The organism is Paenarthrobacter sp. GQ52, assembly GCF_059759005.1.
On the sequence record NZ_JCAXEJ010000002.1, the window covers coordinates 105,764 to 128,709 of the forward strand.

Consider the following 22,946-nt stretch of genomic DNA (forward strand, 5'->3'; position numbering starts at 1 on the left):
AACACCATGAGCAGAACTTACTCCGACTTCCTGGATGACTTCGCGGCAATGTCCTCCTTTGGCTCCACCGACGGTGGAGGCGTGGACCGGCAGGCAGGCACTGCCGAGGACCACGGCACCCGCCGGTGGTTCGGGCAGTGGCTGACCCAGCATGGGTACACCGAGACGGTGGATGAGGCCGGAAACCAATTCGGTACCATCGAGCTGGTTCCGGGAGCTCCTTATGTTTTGCTTGGCTCCCACCTCGATTCCCAGCCTTTGGCTGGCCGGTACGACGGCGCGTACGGTGTGCTCGCAGCAGCCACCGCCGGCAGCATCGTGGGGGCGGAAGCCCGGGCGGGAAAGGTGAACCCCGTCTACAACATTGCTGTGGTTAATTGGTTCAACGAGGAAGGCAGCCGTTTCGCGCCAAGCATGATGGGAAGCTCGGTCTTCACCGGGAAGCTTGCGCTCGAGGACGCCTTGGCCACAACTGATCACAGCGGAACCACCGTGGCGAAGGCATTGGCCGGTGGCCATCTCCTCCCGGACGGTTCTGCCCTAACCCTCACCAACGTTGCCCGCTACGCTGAGATTCACATTGAACAGGGCAGGAACCTCGAAGAGAGCGGCACACAGGTGGGGGTGGTGGACCGTACCTGGGCTGCCAGCAAGTTCCGGGTAACGGTCGATGGTGCCCAATCACACACCGGTGCCACACGAATGGAGGATCGCCGGGACGCCCTCTACGGTGCGGCTCTACTCATCGCCGCCGCCCGGGAACTGGCAGCGGAGTTTGAGCCCGGCCTATTGCACACCTCGGTGTCCGAACTGTATGTTCTTCCAAATTCCCCCGTCACCATTGCCAGGCAAGTCACCATGAACCTTGACCTTCGGTCCGCGGATGAAGACGTACTTGCCCGGGCTGTGGATCTTTTGGGGAAATGGGCAGGTGAAGCCAGCGACCGATCCCGCACGGACGTCCGCATGGAGTTGACACATCAGTGGGGCTTAGTGCCCTACCAGCCGGAAGGTGTTGCCCTTGGCATTGCAAGCGCTGAACGCCTGGGCTTCACGCACACGAACATCATGACGGTAGCCGGGCACGATTCGACCAACATGAAGGACGTGGTCCCCACCGTCATGCTGTTCGTTCCCAGCGTGGAGGGAATCTCGCACAATGAGGCCGAGTACACCAGGGACGAGGATGCGCTGCGTGGTGTCGAGCTGCTGACAGAGGTGACGCGTCGACTTCTACAGGGCGACATGGGTTAGCTGGAACTGAAGCTGACCTTGCCACTGGAACCGAACCAGCTGATGCTACCTCCCTGGTAGTCCTGCATGACGGTGCCGGCTGAAACGTACTCATCGGAGATCGGGTAACCGAGCTTGCCCTTCTCGAATCCGTGCTGGGCCCAGAGGTTGCGAATCGCACCCATGCTGAGGTGTGCGCCGCTGGCAGGCGAGTAGTAGATGGACCCGTTTTCGTACGCCTGTCCGACGCCACCGTTCACCATGCCTCGGATTTCGTCCGTGACCGGGTACCCCAAAATCCCCGCCTCGTAGCCGAGGGAGGCCCATTTGCGGCGGATCAAGCCAGTACTGACGTGCGCTCCGGTTGCCGGCGTGAAGTAGATTGAGCCACCTTCGTATGCTTGACCGATGCCGCCTTTGGCCATGCCGGATATCTCATCCGTGGTTGGGTAGCCGAGGTAACCTCTTTCGTACCCGGCGGCACCCCACGCAGCACGGATGGCACCCATACTGACATGCACCCCTGTGCTGCCGCCCCAGTAGATGGAGCCGTTCTGATATGCCTGGCCCAAGGCTCCCCGGGTCATCCGTATCTCATCGGACGCCGGGTAACCGAGGAATCCGTTTTCAAAGCCTGTTGAACCCCACTTGCCGCGTATCACTCCTGTGCTGAAGAAGGTACCGGACAGAGTCGAGTGATAGATGGAGCCATATCGGAAAGCTTGGCCGGCTCCACCATTTTTGAGGCCATACATCTCGTTGCTGATGGGATCACCGGCGTAGGCGGGCCCACCGATTGCTGCATATTTGTTGGTGATTGCCCCGAACGGTGAGCTGCTGTAGGGAGTAAAGACGTCGTCCACGGCGCCCATGATGATGCGGTCACCGGGCCGGTTCGTCTTCAGGAGTTGGGTTACGGTCCCCAAGTGCGTTGAAATGCAGCCAGCGCTCGGGACGTTGCCGGCGTGGAAGAAGATGGCATAGGACGCCCCTTGGACAGTAGGCATGTCCGGGTACCGGTTCCAGTTGATCACCGCGGCTTGCTCGTAGAACCCTTGATTCATATATGTCCAAAGGTTCTCGTCGGATTCGCCGCCCAGCCCCTCGAAATACTGGTTATAGGTGGGTCCATGTTCACCTCCCCAGCGGGAATTGGGATTCACTGTGTAGTACTTCAAAGCGGTCCCCGGATTGGACCGGCCAAAGGCCTCCGTGATACTGAAGCTGCCGGTGGGAGACTTCCAAGTGTCTTCCCAAGCCAGGTTCTGCGCCGAGAACCCCTTGGAACCGGCGAACCCGGTGGTTTGCCACTCCTGCGCGTACCCGCTCCCCGCCCGTACACAACCCGTGATGACAACAGCCGACTGTGAGCGGTCTGTCGCAGTGGCGAACGTGACACGATTGGCCGCGTATGACGGGAACTTCACCTGCCCGGCACTGAGGCGCTGACAGGGGTTGTACACCTGCGGGCCCGCCTCTGCTGGAACCGCGAACACCAGCGACGACGCCGCCAGAGTTGCCGCGAGGAACCAGGCGGACACTACTTTTCTGATCACGAGTCTTCCCCCAACGAGACAATCAAGCGAAAGATTCACAATGAAACTTTCAAGGCAGCGCGAACGCCCCCGGACAAAAGGTTATGGGACCGCCTGGCAAGTTCCCCACATGGCCACAGCGAATCGCGTTGGTTACTGGCGCCAGATAGAGTCGTTCCAATGGACAGCAAACTGACAATTGCCCGGCACCAAGCTTCCACCCAAGGGTCAGCACAGTCTGCCGACACTGAGGATGGGTTCGTCAGGGTCCGAGGAGCCCGCGAGAACAACCTCCGTAACGTGGACGTGGACGTGCCCCGTGATGCAATTGTCGCCTTCACGGGGGTTTCAGGATCCGGGAAATCGTCCCTGGCGTTCGGCACGATCTTTGCCGAAGCCCAGCGCCGCTACTTCGAGTCCGTGGCCCCGTACGCGCGGCGCCTCATCCAACAGGGCCACAATCCCAAGGTGGAAGCGATCACAGGGCTGCCACCCGCCGTCGCCCTCCAACAGCGCCGGGGAACGGCCACCGCCCGTTCCAGTGTTGGCACTCTGACTACGCTGTCCAATTCCCTGCGAATGCTCTTCTCACGAGCCGGGAGCTACCCGGAAGGGGCGCGGCCATTGGACTCCGACGCCTTCTCCCCCAACACTTCCGCCGGTGCTTGCCCCGAGTGCCACGGACTGGGAGTCGCCCACACGGTCACGGAAGAGTCCTTGGTTCCCGACCCGTCCCTCAGCATCCGTGAGGGTGCCATCGCCGCGTGGCCCGGGGCTTGGCAAGGCAAGAATCTCCGCGACATCCTCACGCATCTTGGTTACGACGTCGACACGCCATGGAGGAAGCTCCCCAGGAAGGACCGCGACTGGATCCTCTTCACCGAAGAACAGCCCGTAGTGGAAGTAACGCCGCAACGGGACCGCGTCGCCAAGCCCTACAAGGGCCGGTTCTGGAGCGCCAAAAGCTATGTGCTCCACACCCTTGCAGACTCGAAAAGCACCACGATGCGTGACAGGGTGCTGCGCTTCATGGAAAGCGGGCGCTGCCCGCAGTGTGGCGGCAGCGGGCTCCGGCCGGAAGCACTGGCTGTGACCTTCGCCGGCAAGACCATCGCTGAGCTCAACGCGCTGCCGATGACCGACCTGGCCAACATCATCCGCCCCACCACGGAATTGACGGCCGCCGGAACAGCCTCACGGACCGGGACCTCCGGTGAAACCAACGAGGTAGCTGTCGCCATTACCCGCGACCTACTAAACCGGGTCACGGTGCTTTTGGATCTGGGCCTGGGTTACCTCGCGCTGGGTCGTCCAACACCAACGCTCTCTCCCGGCGAGATGCAACGCCTCAGGATCGCCACCCAGCTGCGTTCCGGGCTTTTCGGCGTCATATACGTGCTTGATGAACCATCTGCAGGACTGCACCCGGCCGATGCCGAGCCGCTCCTCGCTGTGCTGGACCAACTCAAGAGCTCAGGCAACTCTGTGTTCGTGGTGGAGCACAACATGGACTTCGTTAAGGCAGCCGATTGGCTTGTCGATGTCGGACCCCACGCGGGCGATGGCGGAGGGCAGGTCCTTTACAGCGGTCCCGTGGCAGGACTTGCTGACGTACAGGATTCCATCACGCGGCCGTTCCTGTTCCCTGACAGCCACAACCCGAATCCACCCAAAGAGACCCGTCCATCAAAAGAACCCCGCCAGCCGAAGGAGTGGCTCAAGCTTCAGAACATTAACCGTCACAACCTTCGGGACTTGGAGGCTGAGTTCCCGTTAGGCGTGCTCACGGCGGTGACTGGCGTGTCCGGCTCGGGTAAGTCTTCCCTGGTCAGCCACGTTCTCGCCGAGGTTGTCGGGGCCGAGCTGCACCCCGAAGCAGACGCTCCGCACGAGGCGAACACTGTGGGCCTGGTATCCGGGCTCCACCAGCTCGACCGGCTCGTCAAGGTGGACCAGAGACCCATCGGGCGGACCCCTCGCTCCAACCTGGCCACCTACACCGGGCTCTTCGACGGAGTCCGGAAGGAGTTCGCAGCCACTGAGGAAGCCCGTGCCCGTGGCTTCGGGGCTGGCCGGTTCTCCTTCAACGTGGCCGGCGGCCGTTGCGAGACCTGCCTCGGAGAAGGGTTCGTGGCAGTGGAACTACTGTTCCTCCCCGGGAGTTACGGGCCCTGCCCCGAATGCCACGGTTCGCGGTTCAATCCCGAAACCCTGGAAGTCACCTACCGTGGACACAATATTGCCGACGTCCTGGGCATGACAGTGAACGCGGCTTCCGAATTCCTGGCTGATCTTCCCGGCGTTGCCCGCAGTCTCCAAACCCTTCGCGAGGTGGGCTTGGGATACCTCCGCCTGGGCCAGCCGGCCACCGAGCTTTCCGGCGGCGAGGCCCAGCGCATCAAACTCGCCACCGAGCTGCAGCGCATCCAGCGTGGCCACACCCTTTATCTGCTGGATGAGCCCACTACTGGATTACACCCGGCCGACGTCCAACTCCTGATGGCCCAGTTGCACAAGCTGGTGGACGCCGGAAACACGGTCATCGTGGTGGAACATGAGATGGACGTCGTAGCAGGCGCCGACTGGGTGATCGATTTGGGTCCCGGCGGTGGCGACGCCGGCGGCGAGATCATGGTCGCAGGCCCGCCAGCCGTCGTCGCGCGTTCCCGAACAAGCCGGACAGCGCCCTACCTCGCTGCTGTTACCCGGCGGAGGTAACTACCGCCGAGGAATGTTCCGCAGGTTGCTTCGCGCCATGCTGACAGCCTCCCCGGCGCCGCGATTAAGAACCACCTTGGACATGGCTGTAGCGAATCCAATAACCTGCGACCCCGAAATTTTCGGCGGGATGGACAGGGCATTGGGGTCGGTGATGAGCTCCACCAAGGACGGGCCGGGGTGCGCAAACGCCGCCCGGTACGCTGCTTCGATGTCCGCCGGATCCGTGACGCGCACGGAGTGGAACCCCAGGGCTTTGGCCACCTCTGCGTAGTTGGCGTCCGGAACGTCCACTCCGAAGTCGGGCAGCCCGTCTACCAACATTTCGAGCTTGACCATGCCGAGCGTGGAGTTGTTGAACACCACCACATTCACGGGTAGCTTGTGTGCGGCAACTGTAATGAGTTCGCCCATCAACATGGATAGGCCGCCGTCGCCTGACACGGAAACCACCTGTCGCCCGGGGTAGGCCACCTGCGCACCAATGGCGTGCGGAAGGGCGTTCGCCATGGATCCGTGGAGGAACGAGCCGATCAGCCGACGGGTGCCCAGCGGGTTGATGTAACGCGCAGTCCAGACGTTGCACATGCCGGTGTCGGCCGTGAAGATGGCGTCTTCCGCTGCAACCTGGTCCAGGAGCGAGGCCGCGTATTCGGGGTGGATGGGCTGCTTTTTCTCTACTTTGCGCGTGTAGGCGCCCACGGCTTTGTTCATCAGGCGGTCATGCTTCTTCAGCATCTGATCAAGGAAACGTCGGCTCTTCTTCGGCGTCACCAAAGGCAGCAAAGCCGTCAAGGTGGGACGGACGTCGCCATGGACTGCGATGTCGACGTCGGTCCGCCTCCCCAGCCGCTGTGCGGCCCTGTCAACCTGGGCCGTGCGGGTGTCCGGCAGGAACTGGTCGTAGGGAAAGTCAGTGCCGAGCAGGATCAGCAGATCCGCGTCTTCGATACCCTCGGCCGCAGCTCCATAACCGAGCAGCCCGGTCATTCCGATGTCAAAAGGGTTGTCGTATTGGACGAAGTCCTTGCCCCTCAGGGAGTGGCCTATTGGTGCGTTTATCAATTCTGCCAGGGCGATCAGTTCGTCATGCGAGCCTTCGACGCCGGCACCGGCGAAAATAGCCACCTTGCCGGCGTCGTTAATAGCGTCAGCGAGTTCCCTGACGCTGGCTGGATCAGGCACCAGGGCCGCCGGACGAAATGCAGCCGGCATAGGGGTCGGTGCCGTAGCTTCAAGGCCGGCGATGTCGCCGGGAAGGGTGACAACTGCGACTCCCCCGAGGCCTACAGCGTTCTGGATGGCGCTGTGCATGACCCGCGGTGCTTGCTCTGCCGTACTGACCATCTCCGAATACACGGAGCACTCGTTGAAGAGGCGGTCCGGATGGGTTTCCTGGAAGAAGCCGCTGCCAATCTGCTTGCTGGGGATGTGCGAAGCGATGGCAAGCACCGGGGCTCCGGTGCGGTTGGCGTCGTACAGCCCGTTGATCAGGTGCAGGTTGCCGGGTCCGCATGACCCCGCGCAGACAGCCAATTTTCCCGTCAACTGGGCCTCTGCCGCGGCAGCAAATGCGGCCGCCTCCTCATGGCGAACATGGATCCAGTCGATGCCGCCCTTCTTGGAGCCTCCGGTTTGCCGGACAGCGTCCACGATTGGATTAAGGCTGTCGCCAACGATTCCGTAGATCCGCTGCACGCCGGCAGCCTGGAGTTGTTCGATGAGTTGGGTGGCAAGTTCCTTGGCCATAGTGTGCAGGCTCCCTCAATGGTGGTGTTGGGCTGACAGGGCCAATATAGTCGGCCCGTCCCATCCCCACCTGTGAACTCCTTCCGCTTAAGCTGCCAGCCGAGTCTCGAACAGGCGCTCCGCCAGGTTCAACAGATGACTCGGCACGTCTGCGGGGCTCCCGCTGCTCCCGTGACCGAGGAAAACGGCCGTGCCACTGACGGTGTCGTCCATTGGAGTGCCCGCTTCCCGGATCAAGACCTCGGCACGCGGGTTCAGAGGCAAAGGAATGTGTATTGCCTGGTCGTTCAGGAGAACGTGCCAGCCACGGCCGGATATTGCTTCAACATTTCCCTCCACGAGTGACTGTTGTATTGCCATGGCAGCCTCAATGCGTTCCACTCGAATTTGCTCATTGAGGCGGGCAGGGATAATGAGCACAGAGACTAATTGCCGCATGTTTTGAATTTCCGTTCTGCTGCTGGTGGCCGCCCTACCGCTGGTTTTTCCTCGGTTTGGACAAGAGGTTTTCGCTGCCCTCAGCTTTTGCCCTCTTTTCGGCCCGCTTTTCCAGAATAGTCTTCCCTGTCTTCTTCGACTTGGCGCCGCTGGGTGATTTACCGGACATTTTGCACTCCTCTATATTTTCGATATGACAACACCATACCTACTTATATTTTTAAAGCCAGTTGCAGAATTTGTGCCTCCAGGTTGGAGTCCTTTTATGCCTTTTCGTTGAACGTGGCTCTGGCTGGGAGGGCCATTGGTTGCTAGCGTGGCCGCATGAACCCGTCGAAGTCCCCGGCCGAGATCCTCGACATTGCCGGCAGCGAGGTCCGCATCTCCAATCCGGACAAGGTGGTGTTTCCCGAGCCCGGGCTGACGAAGCTCGATCTGGTGAACTACTACCTCGCAGTGGCAGAGGGGGCCCTACGCGGTGCTGGCGGCCGTCCGATGGTGCTCAAGCGCTTTCCCAAGGGCATCGACGCAGAACCGTTCTTCCAGAAACGCGTCCCTGAAAACCATCCTGGCTTCATTGACACAGCAATTCTCCACTACTCGTCCGGCACCTCCGCCGAGGAGACGGTCATCCGCGATGCCGCAGGCTTGGCGTGGGTGGTGAATCTCGGATGCTTGGACCTCAACCCGCACCCTGTACGTGCGGAGGATCTTGACCATCCGGACGAACTGCGGGTGGATTTGGACCCTATGCCCGGCGTCGACTGGTCCCGGATTGTGGACACCGCCTACGTTGCACAGGATGTCCTGGATGATGTCGGGTTGGTGGGGTGGCCAAAGACAAGCGGCTCCCGGGGGCTCCATATCCTGGTCCGAATAGCACCGCAGTGGTCTTATCGCGATGTGCGGCTCGCCGCCGAGACCCTTGCCCGTGAAGTGGAAAACCGTGCTCCCGGGCTGGCAACCGCCAAATGGTGGAAGGAAGAGCGTGGGGAGAGCGTATTCGTTGACTTCAACCAGAACGCCAAGGACCGCACCGTAGCTTCGGCTTACTCTGTCCGTTCCCGTCCCGACGCCCGCGTCTCTACCCCACTCACGTGGAATGAGGTGCGCTCCGCCCGCCCGGAACAGTTCACAGTCCACTCAGTACCCGAGCGTTTCTCGGATCTTGGCGACCCCCACGCGGGAATCGACGACGCGGCCGGCTCGCTGGATGGGCTTCTTTCGCTGGCTGCCGAGATGGGCCCGGCCGAGAAGGCGCCCAGGAGCGGCGACGGCTCGGGTCGCCGGATGTCAACGATGCCGCTGATCGAGGTGGCCCGCACCAAGACCAAGCCTGAGGCCGAGGCAGCACTCGATGAGTGGAAGGCCCGCTACGCTGATGTTGTTTCCCTGCTGCACCCTGCCGACGTCCTTGTCGACGGGATGCGGGGATCGAGTTCCCTTTGGTATCGGGTGCGGGTAAACCTTCAGCACATCCCTGAAGACAGGCGCCCGCCCCAAGAGAAACTCATCGCAGACTATGACCCATGGGCGGGCAAGGAATGGCCCGGCCGGCCAGCTTCCTGACGCTGCCCAAAACCTGAAGACGCGCGGCTAGTCCTGACCGATGGTGATGCCCGTAATCGGCGCACCGGCACGCTCGTAGGAGAGCAGTACCGCTCCTTTCGGGAACGCCCGCGGTGGTTGCGCAAAACGGAATGCCGCCGGGACTCCCGAGCCGTCGGCAAACAACCGCTTTCCCGAGCCGAAGGTGAGCGGGTAAAGGAAAAGGTTGAGTCGGTCAAGAAGGTCAGCCTCCAGGAGCGAGCGAATAAGGTGTCCGCTGCCGAACATGTGGATATCCAGGAACCGCTCCTTCACTTCCGACAGCTCCGAGACTTCCGCAAGTGCAGTGGTGCCTTCCCATTCCGGGCGGGTCAGTGTTTGTGAGACGACAAACTTTGGCAAGGCGTTGAACGTCTCACCGATGTGGTCTTCCTGATGCGGCCAGAACCCCGCAAAGATGTCGTAGGTTTTTCGTCCAAGCAACAAGGCGTCCATGCGGTCAATCCCCGCCCCGATGGCTTCGCCTGTCTCGTCGTCAAAATACGCTGCCTGCCAGCCTCCGAATTCGAAGCCACCGCCCCTGTCTTCTTCAGGGCCACCGGGTGCCTGGTAGACGCCGTCAAGCGTAACGAACAGGTTAGCGGTGAGGATTCCCACGGTGCACTCCTTCTTCTGGCCCCGGCCGGATGCCGCGGTGCTGTGGCGTCTTCCTCGAATCAGTATGCTGCTTCACCGCTCCCTGCGGAACCCGGAGCCGGTGGCTCAGGGCCAGGACTTTCGGCGTAGGACTTCTGGCGCACGGAGAGAGCTGGCGGTAGCTTTGGAGTACTTTTCCTTGAAGCAGCCGAGGTACCGGAGGCACTGCCGATGCAAGGCTTGTCCACGTCACTGGTCCTCATCGCCGTCCTGGCTGTGGTAGCACCGATTGCCACCCGGCTTCTTGACCGTTGGGTCAAAGTGCCGATCGTTGTCTTTGAAATTGTTCTTGGCATCCTGTTCGGTCCCAGCCTCCTGGGATGGGTGCAATCCACCGCTTTCACGGATACTCTGGCTGACTTCGGGCTGGCCATGTTGTTTTTCGTAGCGGGCAACGAGATCGATTTCACGGCAATCCGCGGCCGTCCCATTTACCGCGCTTCCGCAGGCTGGGTCATTTCCCTGGCCGCTGGCGTTGGGGCCGGTTTCGTCCTGGTCCCCTCACCGGAGGCCGCCGTGATTATCGGGGTTGCCTTGTGCTCCACGGCTTTAGGCGCTTTGCTGCCTATCCTCCGGGACGCCGGCGTTTCCAAGTCGCCGATCGGTGTGGCCGTAACCGCCTTGGGTGCAGCCGGCGAGTTTGGACCGTTGATTGCTATCTCGCTGTTCTTCAGTGGCAAACAACTGGGCGCGGCATCAGGTGTCCTGCTCGGCTTCGTTCTCCTGACTGGTGTGGCAATCTATCTTGCTTCCCAGGCGCGGCACACGTTGTTCCATGCCCAAGTCACAGCCACACTGCATACCAGCAGCCAATTCGCCATGCGTTCCATCCTGTTGATTCTTAGCGGGCTGGTAGTGCTCAGCATGGTCCTGGGACTCGATATGCTGCTCGGTGCCTTCGCCGCCGGGGTCCTCTGGAAAGTCACCATCGCGCGCGCTCCTGAAGTAGACCGGAAGGTCATTGAGACGAAGATCGACGCCGTCGCCTTTGGCTTCCTGGTGCCCATCTTCTTCATCGATACCGGCATTGATTTCGATCTGGGCGCCTTGACCTCCAGTCCCGTGACCCTGGCCATGGTCCCGCTGTTCCTTGCCCTATTGCTGATCATCCGAGGCCTCCCGTCATTGCTCGCCGCGCCTCCCGGCTCCACCCGAGCGGACAAACGGGCCCTCATGCTGTTCGGGGCCACAGCTTTGCCAATCATCGTTGCCGTGACAACCATTGGCCGGGAGCATGGGTTCATCAGCAGTGGAATTTCCTCGGCACTCGTAGGCGCAGGGATGCTTTCGGTACTCCTGTTTCCGCTGCTGGCACTTCGCGCACTAGGCCGCACAGAAACGGCAGACCGTACGCTGCTCCCACCGAAAGCGTGACCCAATCCGGCTGCCCTGAAGCAGCCCCGGCAAAGGCAACAAGCAGACGACGGCGCCCTCCCGCCGTCGGACGTTCTTCCCACCGATGCCTAAGCGTCTCCGCAAATGTGTTGCCCCAAGCGGAACCGGCCCATAGGCTCGTATCGTGAGTGGCAGGGACGGCAAACCGACCAGCGGGACCGACCAGCGACCGGGTGAAGGAAATAAAGGCATGGCAACAGGAACAGTTAAATGGTTTAACGCTGAAAAGGGTTTCGGATTCATCGCCCCGGACGATGGAGGCCCCGACGTGTTTGCTCACTACTCAGCGATTACGTCGAGCGGATACCGCTCGCTGGAGGAGAACCAGAAGGTCCAATTCGATATCACGCAGGGTCCCAAAGGTCCACAGGCGGAGAACATCCAGCCCGCCTAGGTTCACAACACCAGATTCACTAACAGAGACCGGTCCGGCCAATAGGCCGGACCGGTCTCTTGGCGTCCTACGCGCGGCCTTTGAGGATCAGGTGCCAGTAAACCTGCGGGAACATATCACGGTCCACCCACCAGGAGAGCCTGCTTTCCTTCCAGGTGGGAACCTTTGGGATGGTTGGCATGGGCCGGTATTGGGGGTCGAACTCGGCGAATACCACGGTGCTCCGCGAAACGGTGAACGGACATACGGAGTATCCGTTGTACTTCTGGCTGAGCGGTTCGCCTTTGCGGGCCGAGACCAGATTTTTTGCCAGAACCTTGGTCTGCTTGCGTAGCGCACCGCCGGCTTTGGAGTTGGTGGTTCCTGCAGCGTCGCCCAGCGACCAGACATTGGGGTACCTGGGGTGGCGCAGCGTCTGCGTGTCCACCTCCACAAAACCGTACTGGTCCCCTACTACTGGCAAGTCCGTGGTTTTGAGCCAATCCGGTGCAGACTGGGGAGGGACGGCGTTGAGGACATCGTATGGCAAGTCCTCCGACGTGTGGTCCGCATTGTTTCGAATAGTGGCCGTGCGTCCGGCGGGATTCACCGCCACCAATTCGCTGTTTGTCCTCAGTTCGATTCCGTACTCGGCAATCTTACGGTCAAGCTCCCGGTCTACCTCGGGAATTCCGAAAACTGTGGGATAAGGCTGGACCATGACAACCCGGATGTTCTCCAGCACGCCTTGTTCCCTCCAGTAGTCACAGGCCAAGTACATCGGTTTCTGGCTGGCCCCGCCGCATTTCACAGGTCCCGAAGGCATGGTGAAGATGACGGTGCCCGACTTCATAGTGCTCAAGAGGGTCCAGAGTTTCGGCGCAAGCTGGAACTCGTAATGAGAGGAACCGTACGGCGATTGCACCGCTTCAGACAGTCCCGGTATGACATCCCAGTCGTACTGCAGCCCCGGGCACACAACAAGGTGTCCGTAGGTCACTGTGGAACCGGAGGCCAGCGTCACTGAGTTGGCATCAGCATCCACGTTGACGGCCCTGTCCTTGATCCACGCGACGCCCTTGGGCATCACTGATTCCTGGCTCCGGACTGCTTCTTTGACCTGGGCCCGGCCGCCCGCGATATGCGAGAACAAGGGCTGGTACAAATGATGCTCCTTGGGCTCAATGAGGGCGATGTCTTTGACGCCATATCGCTTCAAGCGGGCAGCCAGAGACACACCTGCATTGCCGCCGCCGATGATGACTACCTCGTGTTGCGGTGCCATGCCACTAGCTCTTTTCAGTCAATGCGGAGCCCTTGTGCGCTGCCCTGGCACCGGTCTTCTCTGACTCCACCACGTACTGCGGCTCGTCCTCGCTGGCCACATGTTTGTTGCCATCCAGTACAAAGTCACTGGTTTTCTTTTCCACGATCTTTCCGTGCGTCTTGCCCTGCGGGGTGTTCCACTCCACGTGTGTTCCCTTGCTCAGTGCCATGTCCGCTCCTAGTGTGGTGTCCCTCTCCGACTTCGACTGCCCCACAATAGTAAGCATGATGATCATCTGGCGATACCTGGCGGGGCGGCCGGATACAAAGTGCCGAGGAAAGGATTCCCGATGCTGATCTGCGCAACCTGCGCCGTGGAACGCGACGAGCCTACGCCGGACGTCTGTCCCATCTGCGCCGACGAAAGGCAATACGTGCCCGAGGACGGACAGCAGTGGCTCACTCTGGACGAACTGGCTGGTGCCGGGCGGAAGATCGTGCTGGAGCAAAATGAACCCGGCCTCATAGCAGTCAGCACCGAGCCCAAAACCGGCATCGGGCAGACTGCCCAGCTCGTGGTGACGCCCAAGGGCTCGTTGCTGTGGGATCCCGTGGGTTACGTCGATGACAATGCTGTGGCAGCGGTCCTCGAACACGGACCCGTTGCAGCTATCGCCGCCAGCCATCCGCACATGTTCGGCGTTCAGGTGGAATGGTCGCGCCGTCTTGGCAACGTCCCGGTCCTGGTCGCGGAGGCCGACCGCGAATGGCTCGGCCGCAGCGACCCAAGCGTTAACTACTGGTCTGGCAGCACAACAATCGCCGATGGATTGGTCCTGCATCAGACGGGTGGGCATTTCCCAGGCAGTGCGGTGGCGCACTGGGCAGCAGGAGCCGGCGGCAAAGGGGTACTGCTGACCGGCGACACCGTGTTTCCCAATCCCGATCGTCGCACGGTCGCCTTCATGCGCAGTTATCCCAATCGCTTACCTCTCTCCGGCGCAGTGGCATTACGTATTGCAGCTCAACTGGAAATGCTGACGTTCGACCGGATCTACGGCAACTTCAACAACGTCATCGACTCCGGAGCGAAAGGCGTACTGCACGACTCAGCCCAACGGCACGCAGCATGGACGCGGGGAGACTTCGACCACCTGACCTGATTCCGGGTTATTCCTCCGGTGGCTGCTGTCGTCCTCGGCTTTCCATATCCGCCTGTGCTCGGGCTGGTTCTCCCCCTCTGGTGTTCGTCTTCCTGGTGATCAGCCAGGTGATGAACCACAGCACCACGCCGATGGCCATGAGGCCGCCAGCCACTTGGTACTGGACGGGGTTCCTGCCCACCCATGGACCAGCGAGGAAGGCACACAGTACGGCTGCCACCAACGGCAGTTGTCCCGGGGAAGTGAAGAACACCTTCCGGTGGGGGTCCCGCTTTCGACGGAGAACGACGCAGGCGACGTTTACCAGCGTGAACACGCACAGCAGGAGGAACGCCGTGGTCCCGGAAAGATTGGCCACGATGTTGCTTGAGGGGTCGATGCTGACGTACCAAATCAGCCCCATGGCAAGGACGGTAGAGAACGCGATGCCAGCCCACGGCGAACGACGACCCGGCAATACTCTTCCCAAGGAGCGGGGCAAAACGTGCTGGCGTGCCATGCCATAAATCAGCCGGCTGGCCATCAACATGTTGATCAACGCAGTGTTGGCCACTGCGAACACTGCGAGGAAGGGAAAGATCTTGTCGATGGGGAAATCCGGTGATCCCTTGTGCACCACTTCCAGGAGCGCCGCACCTTCAGCTTCCCTGATCTCCCCCAGCTCTGCCGGGGTCAGCACACTCACCACGGACACAGCCACCAGCATGTAGAGGATCACTGCGATGCCGAGGCCAGTCAACATGGTGCGGGGGAAAATCCGCTCCGGATTCCTGGTTTCCTCAACCATGTTCACGGAGTCCTCGAAGCCCACCATGGCAAAGAATGCAATGGACGTAGCTGCCGTGACCGCCAGGAACAGCCCCTTGTCCTGATAGTCGGTAAAAACGAAGATCTCCTGGACATTGCCGGTTCCCTGGGCCATCACGAAGAAGCCAACCCCAATCACCACGCACAGTGCAAGCACCTCAACGGCGGTGAGTATGACGTTGAACTTAACGCTTTCCCCCACGCCGCGCAGGTTGATCACCGCAAGCAGGAGCATGAAGCCCAATGCCACGGCGGTGATCACACCACGGTCCGGCACGTCCATCCAGCCGTTGACCTCCAAGCCGCCAAAAAAGTTCTGGGCAAGGACATTGGCGGATGTCGCCGCGCTGGTGATGCCGGAGCAAACAACAGCGAACGCCACGAGGAACGTGACGAAATGGATCCCGAAGGCCTTATGCGTATAAAGCGCGGCGCCTGCTGCCTGAGGGTATTGCGTCACTAGCTCAAGGTAGGAAAACGCGGTGAGGGTGGCGACGACAAAGGCGAGAAGGAAGGGCAACCAGACGATGCCACCAACGGTCCCTGCCATGGTCCCGGTAACCGCATAGACCCCGGCCCCAAGAATGTCGCCGACAATGAAGAGCAGGAGAAGTTTGGGGCCCAGCACGCGTTTTAGCTCTGGTTCCTCACCTGCAGGCGTTGCTTCCAAGGCGTTGTCTGACGTGGTGCTCATGGTCCACCCCCGGCCCGTACACGGTCCCCCGGACCATGTAAGTGATCTGATTTATCTCACTTTGATCCTGCGGTTAGGGTTTGGCAACACTGATCCGGTGAAAAGGCAGAACCGCTATTCCGATCCCGGCCTGTTTCCCCTATGGCCGGATACTCGAGCCGTAGTACTCGGCCAGCCTGGCCAGTCCTTCATCAATCGAGACAGCAGGTGCCCAGTCGAGGAGGTCACGGGTCACGCGCTGGTCGAACCAATGCGCGGTGGAGAGCTGTTCAGCGAGGAACCTGGTCATCGGCGGTTCCTCTTTGCGCCCCGCCCAGGTCCAGAGTTTTTCCACTACTGCTCCGACTGCCCGTGCCGCACCGCCCGGCACAGACCACGACGGCGGGGCCACGCCACCCGCTGAGCAGATGCCGGCCAGCAGCTCGCCGATGGGCCGGGGCTCACCGTTGCTCACCACCACGGCCTTGCCGTGGACGTGCTCCATCCGGTGCAGCGCAGCAACGATGGCGGACGCGGCGTTGTCCACGTAAGTCGTATCGATCAGGGCAGCGCCGGCGTCGAGCAATGGCAGACGACTGTGACTGGCGCGAGCCAGGACGCGTTCCACCAACTGGGTGTCGCCGGGGCCCCACACAATGTGGGGCCGCACTGCTGCCACCCGGAACTCCGGTCGATCCGCCGCGAGGGCCAGCAATTCTGCCGCGGCCTTGGTGCGGGCATAGTCGCCCCGCGCATGATGTGGGTCAGCCTGCTCCGCCCCCAACCCCACGATGGCCGTGCCGGAGTGGGCCACCGACGGTGACGAAACATACACCACGTCCCGCACCCCCGCCGTCCGGGCTTCATGGAGCAACCGGCGGGTTCCCTCCACATTCACTGCCTCAAACTCGGCCGGGCGCCCTGTGATGGACACTTTCGCGGCGAGGTGGATGATTCCTTCCGCCCCGGCGACTGCGTTGCGGAGAGCCGCATCATCGTCAATGGAACCGCAGAAGTCCTCCGCGCCGTCCACGCCCGACGGGCGGCGCTGAAAGGTTGCGACGGCGTGGCCTTGGAGAAGCAATTGCCGTGCAACCTCCCCTCCCAGGAGCCCGCTGGCACCGGTGACCAGAACCCTCATGGCTTCCCCGGACGTCCGCCAGCCAGCACTCGCGAAGCCCAGCGGGCCAGGCGGGTCCTGTCGATCTTGGCATTGTGCCGGATGTCGGTGGGCTGCGCGGGGACCACCAGCACGGCACTGACATCGACCCCGGCTTCGGAGGCCGCGCGTCGGACACGCCCCGCGAGTTGCGGCCCGGCGGGGCCGGCTTTGGGAACGGGAGGCGCGGTCTCCACCACCGCAACCACCGCTTGGGTTCCCGACGGTCCAACCCCGGCGATGGCAGCCACCCGTACGCCGTCCAGGCGTTCGATGGATTGTTCTGCCCCGACTGGCGTCACCACAGTCCCTGGTGCCGTCACAACATGGGCAAGGCGTCCCTCCACCCAAAGTCGGCCAGCGGCGTCGAAGTGTCCCACGTCGCCCGTGCGGTGCCATCCGGTAACGCCGGCACTCTCCCGTTGGGTCAGCCAGAGCCTGTCATAGGCCTCCTTGACGTGCGGCGCGCTGACCAGGATTTCGCCGGTGACCCCCGCCTCTGTCACAAGGTTCGATCCGGTTGCGGTTCCATCCGCCGCCAACGGAACAACAGCCAGATCGGCTCCGTGTACCGGCTTCCCCACGCAAACCCCGTTCCCGGCTCCGATCACGGTCCCGGCAGCCGCGTCGGCTTCCGCCGCTTGAATTTCTTCCAGGCTGATGTCCGTGACCGGAAGCGCCTCCGTCATCCCGTAGGGAGTATGCAGGGACGCTTGGGGCATCAACTGCTGCACCTGTGCCAGGAGCCGCTCAGGGACGGGCGCGCCTGCGGACAGGAGCAGCTCAATGTTTTGAAGAGCAATGCGCCCTGTCCCGCTCAGGTCATCCCGGGTAGTAATGACATTACGCAACGCTGCGGGCGAGGCGAAGACCACGGTAGCGTCGATGGCGGCGACAGCGTCTGCCAGTGCCCGGGCAGTCAAGGTGCGGGGCGCAGTAACGTCCATGGCCGGGGTCACCGAAACTGCTCCGAGCGCCGGACCCAGTAAAGCAAAGGGGGCGAAGCCCGCTACAAGGCGGGCACCGGCACGGATTCCAAAAGTCGCGGCAACCGTATCCCGCATCGCGGCCAGCTGCCCGTGGGTGTACAGCACGCCCTTAGCGGGGCCAGTGGAGCCGGAGGTGAACAGGACAGCGGCGGGGGCAGCCGGGTCCACACTCGTCCTTGGCACCTCACCGCCGCGCGCGGCGTCGCCTGTTGCTCCACGCCGCCCCAAGGCCGCGAGCGAAGTCTCAACCCCCAGGATTCGACGGCGGGTGGCGGAAAGGTCCTGCACGCTGATGCGCCGACCCGGCCAGCCGAGCACCGAGGCTGCCGCAAGTGCCTTGTCGATGCCAATGAGGAAGTCGGCAGTGGCACCCTTCACGGCGCGGCTCATGCCTTTGGTTCCCAGTCCGGCGTCGGCCACCACTACTACCGCACCCAATTTCAGGCAGGCGTAGAGTGCCACGGTGAGCTCAGTGCCGGGCGGGACCATCAGGCTCACACGGCTACCGCTCCCTACACCGACTTCCCGCAGGCCATCGGCCAAATCGCGGATGTTCCGGTCCAGCTGTTGCCAACTGAGCGCCCGACTCACGCTGCCGTCGGGCGACATTTCGGCCACAGCGATGCCGTGCTTTCCCGGACCAGCAGCCAGCTCGCGCAGCGAGTCCCACAGTGGACGGAACGCTGGATCCTTCTCTCCGGACACATCCTTGACCGGCTCTCCGCCGACAGTAGCAACGGCCACTTGGGAATCGTCGCCACTGATGACGGCACCATGTCCAGCAAGCCAGTCAAAAACTGGCGTGGCAATGTCCCGGTCCTCCGGCAAGAGGTGTCCTGCTCCTTCGAAGCGATGGACGTCTGCGTGCGGAAGCCGGCCGATGAGATCTTTGAGGTACCGATCGGAAAATATCGGATCCTTGGGGCCCCAGAGCATCAGGACCGGCGCCTTCAGCCCGCGCAGGCCTTCCGCTACACGGGTCAGCGCAGGGAAGCTGGGATGGTCCGCATCCGCGGGGATATCCGCAACAAAATTCCCCACCCCTGCCCGGCGTCCGGCTCCGCGGTAGGGGGCCATGAAAGCCCTTCCGACGTCGGCCGGCAGCGGCGGGGTTGCCAGCGAGTGCGTCACGCGCAGGAAGGCGTCCGACGTCGTGGTGCCCCACCGGTGCACGGCGGGGTGCAAGGCGAGCCGCAGTGCCGACGGGATGGGCGAATCCGAGGGCTGATGGACGGCAGTATTAGTCAGAACCACACCCCTGACGAGCTGAGGGTGCTCCAGCGCCCAGCCTGTGCTGATCACGCCACCCCAGTCGTGGCCCACCGTCACAACCGGCCCCTCCAGGCCCAGCGCATCTGTGAGATCACCCAGGTCATTGATCCTGTCAGCCAGGCGACGGAATGTTCCGGTGCGCTCTGAATAGCCCATGTCCAGCTGGTCCACAGCTACCACCCGCCAGGGATGCGCGGCGTCTCCACCAGCGCTCAACAGCGTCCGCCATAAATAAGACCAAGTGGGGTTGCCATGCACGCACAGCAAAGTCCCGAGCGGAGTCAGGCCACGGCGTGCGAGCTGGGCACCGTTATCCAGCACATGCCAGCGGCGAACAGAGCCCGGCGCGTCCACCTCCGACGTGGAAACTACACGGATTGTCCGCGACCATTCCGGGTCCACACCGGGCCAGTTGGTGGCTACCAAACGATTTCCACCATTCCGGCATTCAGTCCCGAGCCCACGCCCATGCACAGGACCCGGTCACCCGAGGTCAATGACTGCGCCTGGGCGGCGAGCGTCATGGGGAGCGATGCTGGCCCCACATTGCCCCAGTGCGGGAACGTAATGGGAACCTTGTCCGGGTCCAGGTCGATGGCATTGATGATCGCCTGGGTGTAGGCGTTACTGACCTGGTGAGTGACGTAGCGGTCCATGCTGGCCCAGTCCCATTCAGGCTGGGCTTCATGCCAAGCGTCCACCACAAGCTGCAGGCCGCCGTCGAGCAAGCCCTTGGTATCGGTGGACATGCCATCGATACCGCCAACGCACAATTCGTGGTGTTCCGTGCCGGCACGCATCACGCCGCCCACAAGCCGGTGCGCTCCCGGGTGCTCGTCCACCGGGCCCAGGACGGCCGCGGCGGCCCCCGACCCAAGGGTCAACGTGGCAAACTCCCGGTTGAAGTCTTCGCGCGTGGTCTCAGGCCTCTGGAGTCGCGCCAGCGTAGCCTCTTGGGTGCCCTGCGCGTCCTCTCCGTTGACGATGACCGCATACCGGATCTGGCCCGAGTCGATCATGTTGGCCGCCAGGATCAAGCCGTTCACGAATCCGAGGCAGGCGTTGGCCAAGTCAAAGTTCATGGCCGACGACGGCAGGCCGAGTTCGTGGTGGATTTTGACTGCCACGGACGGCTCAAGGTTGCGCCTGGTAACCGAGGTGTTGATCAGCAAGCCGATTTCCGAGGCTTCGACGCCGGCTTCAGCCAAGGCTTTTGCGCCCGCCTCCACCGCAGCGTCATCGAACGATGTCCCTGCCGCCCACCAGCGGCGGTGCGTGATGCCGGCAACGCGCTCGAGCAATCGTGGTGGAAACTTCAGCCGCTGCAGGGTCGAAGCCAATCTCCGGTCGAAATCCGTGGAGCTCACTATCCTCGGAGCCTCGACGCTGCTCACCGAGAGCAGCGCGGTGTTGCTGTGCCGGAAGGTCGCATTCCCTGCCAAGTTAAGCCCCTGTTCGTTTCTGTCCTGCCTTCATGCGGTGACTGTACCCATAAAGTGCAACCCCAAGACGTTAACTATGCCGGTGTGAACCGGTTCCTGCATATTTGGCGCATGTCGAACCGACCCAAGACCAGGCGGGACGACCGGGGGCTAGCCTTCCCGAGCCTTTCGCGTTGCGGCGTCGTTGGCCTTCTGCAGCGCTTCCACCAGCTCGTTCTTGTCCATTTTCGAGCGACCCTTGATATTCAATTCCCGCGCCCGCCGGTAGAGGTGCTCTTTGGAAGCATTGGCATCCACACCCCCGGCCGTGGGTTTGGCTGAATCCACGCCCTCCTCGGCGTGGGCATCGGAAGGTCCGCGTTCCTCTTTGGGCTCCCAGTGGTCGCCCACCTTTTCGTAACTGTGCTTCAGAGCCGCAAAAGCCGTGCGGGCAGCCCGGCTCGGGTCATTGTCATAGGACTCCATGGCCGAATCGTAGGTCTTGGCAAAAGTGTCCTGGGCCTTCTGGTCCGAGCGCTGCAAGGTGGACGGCAACTCACCCTTGCGGGCGTGATCGTTTTTTCCGGTCTTCGGCATGGCACTCATCCTCCCGACGTCTTGTGCTCTGACATAAACCATTTGACCATCGAAAGTTGACTGCTACCATCGAGGGAGAAAGTATGTCCTATCAAGCGAACAAATGGCTACATACCTTGAGCATCCGCCAGGAGGCAAGAGGTTGCGCCTGAAACCCGGGGTATTCCAGTGGTTACAAAACTTGGTCTTAACATCGACCGCTCTTCTCCTGTGCCTCTCTACCACCAAGTTGTACAGGGTATTGAGGCCGCCATCCACAGCGGAGTATTGGAACCCGGCAGTCGCCTTGAGAACGAAATCGACCTCGCAGCCCAGCTCAACCTGTCCAGGCCAACCATGCGTAAGGCCATGGACGAGTTGGTCCGCTCCGGTCTCCTGGTTCGCAAACGCGGGGTAGGTACCCAAGTGGTGTCCAGCCAGGTCCGTCGACCCTTGGAACTTTCCAGCCTTTTTGACGATCTCACCAATAATGGCAAGAAGCCCACAACTACAGTGCTCAGCTTTTCCCACGAGGAAGCCGACGCCGCCACCCTCGCTGCGCTTGAGCTGCCCGCTGGCTCCAAGGTCTACCACTTCACGCGTCTTCGTAAAGTTGGGGGCAAACCACTGGCCCTGATGGAGAACTGGGTGCGGGATGACATCGCCACCATGGACGAAGCCATGCTTGCGGCAGAGGGACTCTACTCAATCCTGCGCCGTGGCGGCGTCAACTTCCGTCTGGCCACGCAACGTATCGGCGCCATGATCGCCAATGACTACCAGGCACCACTCCTTGAGACCGAAGTCAATTCCGCCTTGGTCACCATGGAACGCACGGCTGTGGACGACACCGGCCGGCATGTGGAAACCGGCCACCACGTCTACCGCGCCGATTCCTACAGCTTTGAAATGACACTCGTACAGCGCTGATTAGGCCAAAACAACTAGTACAGCTAATACAAAGGACTCCCCTTCCATGACGAATTGGGTTTACCCCTTGGGTTCCGCCGCCGACGGCGTGTGGGACATCTCGCTCGGCACTTCTGATTCCACCATTGCCATTGATGGCTGGGAACACACGGGCCTCAAGGTCGCCACCATTCCAGCGGGCGCCGCCGTCGAGCTTCCTGCTGTTGGTGAGGAACGCATTGTGGTGCCCCTCAGCGGCGCCTTCACCGTGACCGTCGACGGCGTCGATCATGCCCTTGGGGGCCGGGCGTCCGTGTTCCACGGACCCAGCGACATCCTGTACTCCGGTACCGGAAAGTCCGTCAGCATCAGCTCGGCAGACGGCGGACGTGTTGCCATCGCAACCGCCCCTGCGCACACCGCCTACCCGACCCGCCTCGTCACTGCTGCCGAGACGCCCGTGGAACTCCGGGGCGCCGGTAACTGTTCGCGGCAGGTACACAACTTCGGCACCCCGGCAGCACTGGAGGCCGACCGCTTTATCGTGTGCGAGGTCATTACTCCCGCCGGGAACTGGTCCTCCTATCCCCCACACAAGCACGATGAGGAAAAGGACGGCGAAACCCACCTTGAAGAGATCTATTACTTCGAGACACAGGTAGCCGTCGGCTCAGGTGCACCGGCAGACGCGGACGCAATCGGCTACCAACGGGTCTACGCCTCGGACGAGCGTCCCATCGACGTTTCCGCCGAAGTCAGGACCGGCGACGTCGTCCTGGTCCCCTATGGTTGGCACGGCCCCGCCATGGCAGCACCGGGCTATGACCTGTACTACCTGAACGTCATGGCGGGCCCTGGGCCCGTTCGCGAATGGTTGATCAGCGACGACCCCCACCATGGTTGGGTACGGCAGAGCTGGGAAGGCCAGGACATCGACGCGCGACTGCCGTTCGGCGTCTAGTTTCAAGCATGAAAGTGCCCCTTCTTCGAATTCAACAGATTCGAAGAAGGGGCACTTTGGGCAGA

General features: G+C 61.9%; 19 protein-coding genes. 8 read left to right on the forward strand and 11 right to left on the reverse strand.

Annotated elements, in window-relative coordinates:
* Nucleotides 1–6 precede the first annotated feature (6 nt).
* On the forward strand, nt 7–1,254 hold the full coding sequence (locus AC6CH8_RS04055; RefSeq protein ID WP_498188774.1) for a M20 family metallo-hydrolase: 1,248 nt from the start codon (nt 7–9) through the stop codon (nt 1,252–1,254).
* Here AC6CH8_RS04055 and AC6CH8_RS04060 read toward each other — a convergent pair.
* Entirely contained in the window at nt 1,251–2,789 is a 1,539-nt protein-coding gene (locus tag AC6CH8_RS04060; protein ID WP_498188775.1) for a L,D-transpeptidase family protein, read from the reverse strand. The genes AC6CH8_RS04055 and AC6CH8_RS04060 overlap by 4 nt on opposite strands.
* Nucleotides 2,790–2,948: 159 nt before the next feature.
* On the opposite strand from AC6CH8_RS04060, the gene uvrA reads away from it, so the two are divergent.
* Nucleotides 2,949–5,486 (forward strand): excinuclease ABC subunit UvrA, encoded by a 2,538-nt coding sequence (uvrA, locus tag AC6CH8_RS04065; protein WP_498188776.1) that lies wholly within the window; start codon nt 2,949–2,951, stop codon nt 5,484–5,486.
* Here the strand turns inward: uvrA and AC6CH8_RS04070 are convergent, their stop codons facing one another.
* Nucleotides 5,487–7,235: a pyruvate dehydrogenase gene (locus AC6CH8_RS04070; protein ID WP_498188778.1), complete on the reverse strand. Its 1,749-nt coding sequence runs from the start codon at nt 7,233–7,235 to the stop codon at nt 5,487–5,489. It abuts the gene before it with no gap.
* An 87-nt stretch (nt 7,236–7,322) separates the two neighbouring features.
* A complete protein-coding gene (locus tag AC6CH8_RS04075; RefSeq protein WP_498188779.1) occupies nt 7,323–7,673 on the reverse strand; it encodes a DUF3846 domain-containing protein in 351 nt (116 codons plus the stop codon).
* 324 nt (nt 7,674–7,997) lie between these two features.
* Between AC6CH8_RS04075 and ligD the strand changes: the two genes are divergently transcribed.
* Nucleotides 7,998–9,242 (forward strand): non-homologous end-joining DNA ligase, encoded by a 1,245-nt coding sequence (gene ligD, locus AC6CH8_RS04080; RefSeq protein ID WP_498188781.1) that lies wholly within the window; start codon nt 7,998–8,000, stop codon nt 9,240–9,242.
* Nucleotides 9,243–9,269: 27 nt separating this feature from the next.
* On the opposite strand, the gene AC6CH8_RS04085 is transcribed toward ligD, so the two are convergent.
* Entirely contained in the window at nt 9,270–9,878 is a 609-nt protein-coding gene (locus AC6CH8_RS04085) for a dihydrofolate reductase family protein (protein WP_178993865.1), read from the reverse strand.
* Between the two features lie 210 nt (nt 9,879–10,088).
* Here AC6CH8_RS04085 and AC6CH8_RS04090 point away from each other — a divergent pair, with 210 nt between their 5' ends.
* Both AC6CH8_RS04090 and AC6CH8_RS04095 read left to right on the forward strand, forming a co-directional pair.
* Complete coding sequence (locus tag AC6CH8_RS04090; protein ID WP_498188782.1) at nt 10,089–11,291, forward strand: cation:proton antiporter; 1,203 nt, start codon at nt 10,089–10,091, stop codon at nt 11,289–11,291.
* 211 nt (nt 11,292–11,502) lie between these two features.
* A complete protein-coding gene (locus tag AC6CH8_RS04095) occupies nt 11,503–11,706 on the forward strand; it encodes a cold-shock protein (protein ID WP_014921815.1) in 204 nt (67 codons plus the stop codon).
* A 67-nt stretch (nt 11,707–11,773) separates the two neighbouring features.
* Here AC6CH8_RS04095 and AC6CH8_RS04100 read toward each other — a convergent pair whose 3' ends face one another.
* Nucleotides 11,774–12,970 (reverse strand): NAD(P)/FAD-dependent oxidoreductase, encoded by a 1,197-nt coding sequence (locus tag AC6CH8_RS04100; protein ID WP_498188784.1) that lies wholly within the window; start codon nt 12,968–12,970, stop codon nt 11,774–11,776.
* Between the two features lie 4 nt (nt 12,971–12,974).
* Nucleotides 12,975–13,181 (reverse strand): hypervirulence associated TUDOR domain-containing protein, encoded by a 207-nt coding sequence (locus AC6CH8_RS04105; RefSeq protein WP_420181003.1) that lies wholly within the window; start codon nt 13,179–13,181, stop codon nt 12,975–12,977.
* A 120-nt stretch (nt 13,182–13,301) separates the two neighbouring features.
* On the opposite strand from AC6CH8_RS04105, the gene AC6CH8_RS04110 reads away from it, so the two are divergent.
* Nucleotides 13,302–14,114, forward strand: coding sequence for an MBL fold metallo-hydrolase (locus AC6CH8_RS04110; protein WP_498188786.1), 813 nt, complete (start codon nt 13,302–13,304; stop codon nt 14,112–14,114).
* A gap of 7 nt (nt 14,115–14,121) precedes the next feature.
* On the opposite strand, the gene AC6CH8_RS04115 is transcribed toward AC6CH8_RS04110, so the two are convergent.
* The 5 genes from AC6CH8_RS04115 to AC6CH8_RS04135 all read right to left on the reverse strand — a co-directional run bounded on the left by AC6CH8_RS04115 (nt 14,122) and on the right by AC6CH8_RS04135 (nt 21,032).
* Nucleotides 14,122–15,615: an APC family permease gene (locus AC6CH8_RS04115; RefSeq protein WP_498188789.1), complete on the reverse strand. Its 1,494-nt coding sequence runs from the start codon at nt 15,613–15,615 to the stop codon at nt 14,122–14,124.
* 139 nt (nt 15,616–15,754) lie between these two features.
* Complete coding sequence (locus AC6CH8_RS04120; protein WP_498188791.1) at nt 15,755–16,735, reverse strand: NAD-dependent epimerase/dehydratase family protein; 981 nt, start codon at nt 16,733–16,735, stop codon at nt 15,755–15,757.
* Entirely contained in the window at nt 16,732–19,440 is a 2,709-nt protein-coding gene (locus AC6CH8_RS04125) for an alpha/beta fold hydrolase (RefSeq protein ID WP_498188793.1), read from the reverse strand. The genes AC6CH8_RS04120 and AC6CH8_RS04125 overlap by 4 nt, the downstream gene beginning before the upstream one ends.
* A complete protein-coding gene (locus AC6CH8_RS04130; protein ID WP_091467199.1) occupies nt 19,434–20,456 on the reverse strand; it encodes a 3-oxoacyl-ACP synthase III in 1,023 nt (340 codons plus the stop codon). The genes AC6CH8_RS04125 and AC6CH8_RS04130 overlap by 7 nt, the downstream gene beginning before the upstream one ends.
* 150 nt (nt 20,457–20,606) lie before the next feature.
* Entirely contained in the window at nt 20,607–21,032 is a 426-nt protein-coding gene (locus AC6CH8_RS04135; protein ID WP_498188794.1) for a ChaB family protein, read from the reverse strand.
* A 168-nt stretch (nt 21,033–21,200) separates the two neighbouring features.
* Between AC6CH8_RS04135 and AC6CH8_RS04140 the strand changes: the two genes are divergently transcribed.
* The gene (locus tag AC6CH8_RS04140; protein WP_017199821.1) at nt 21,201–21,941 is read left to right on the forward strand and encodes a GntR family transcriptional regulator; all 741 of its coding nucleotides are present in this window, start codon (nt 21,201–21,203) and stop codon (nt 21,939–21,941) included.
* Nucleotides 21,942–21,987: 46 nt separating this feature from the next.
* Nucleotides 21,988–22,881 (forward strand): 5-deoxy-glucuronate isomerase, encoded by an 894-nt coding sequence (gene iolB, locus AC6CH8_RS04145; protein ID WP_498188797.1) that lies wholly within the window; start codon nt 21,988–21,990, stop codon nt 22,879–22,881.
* Nucleotides 22,882–22,946 lie beyond the last annotated feature (65 nt).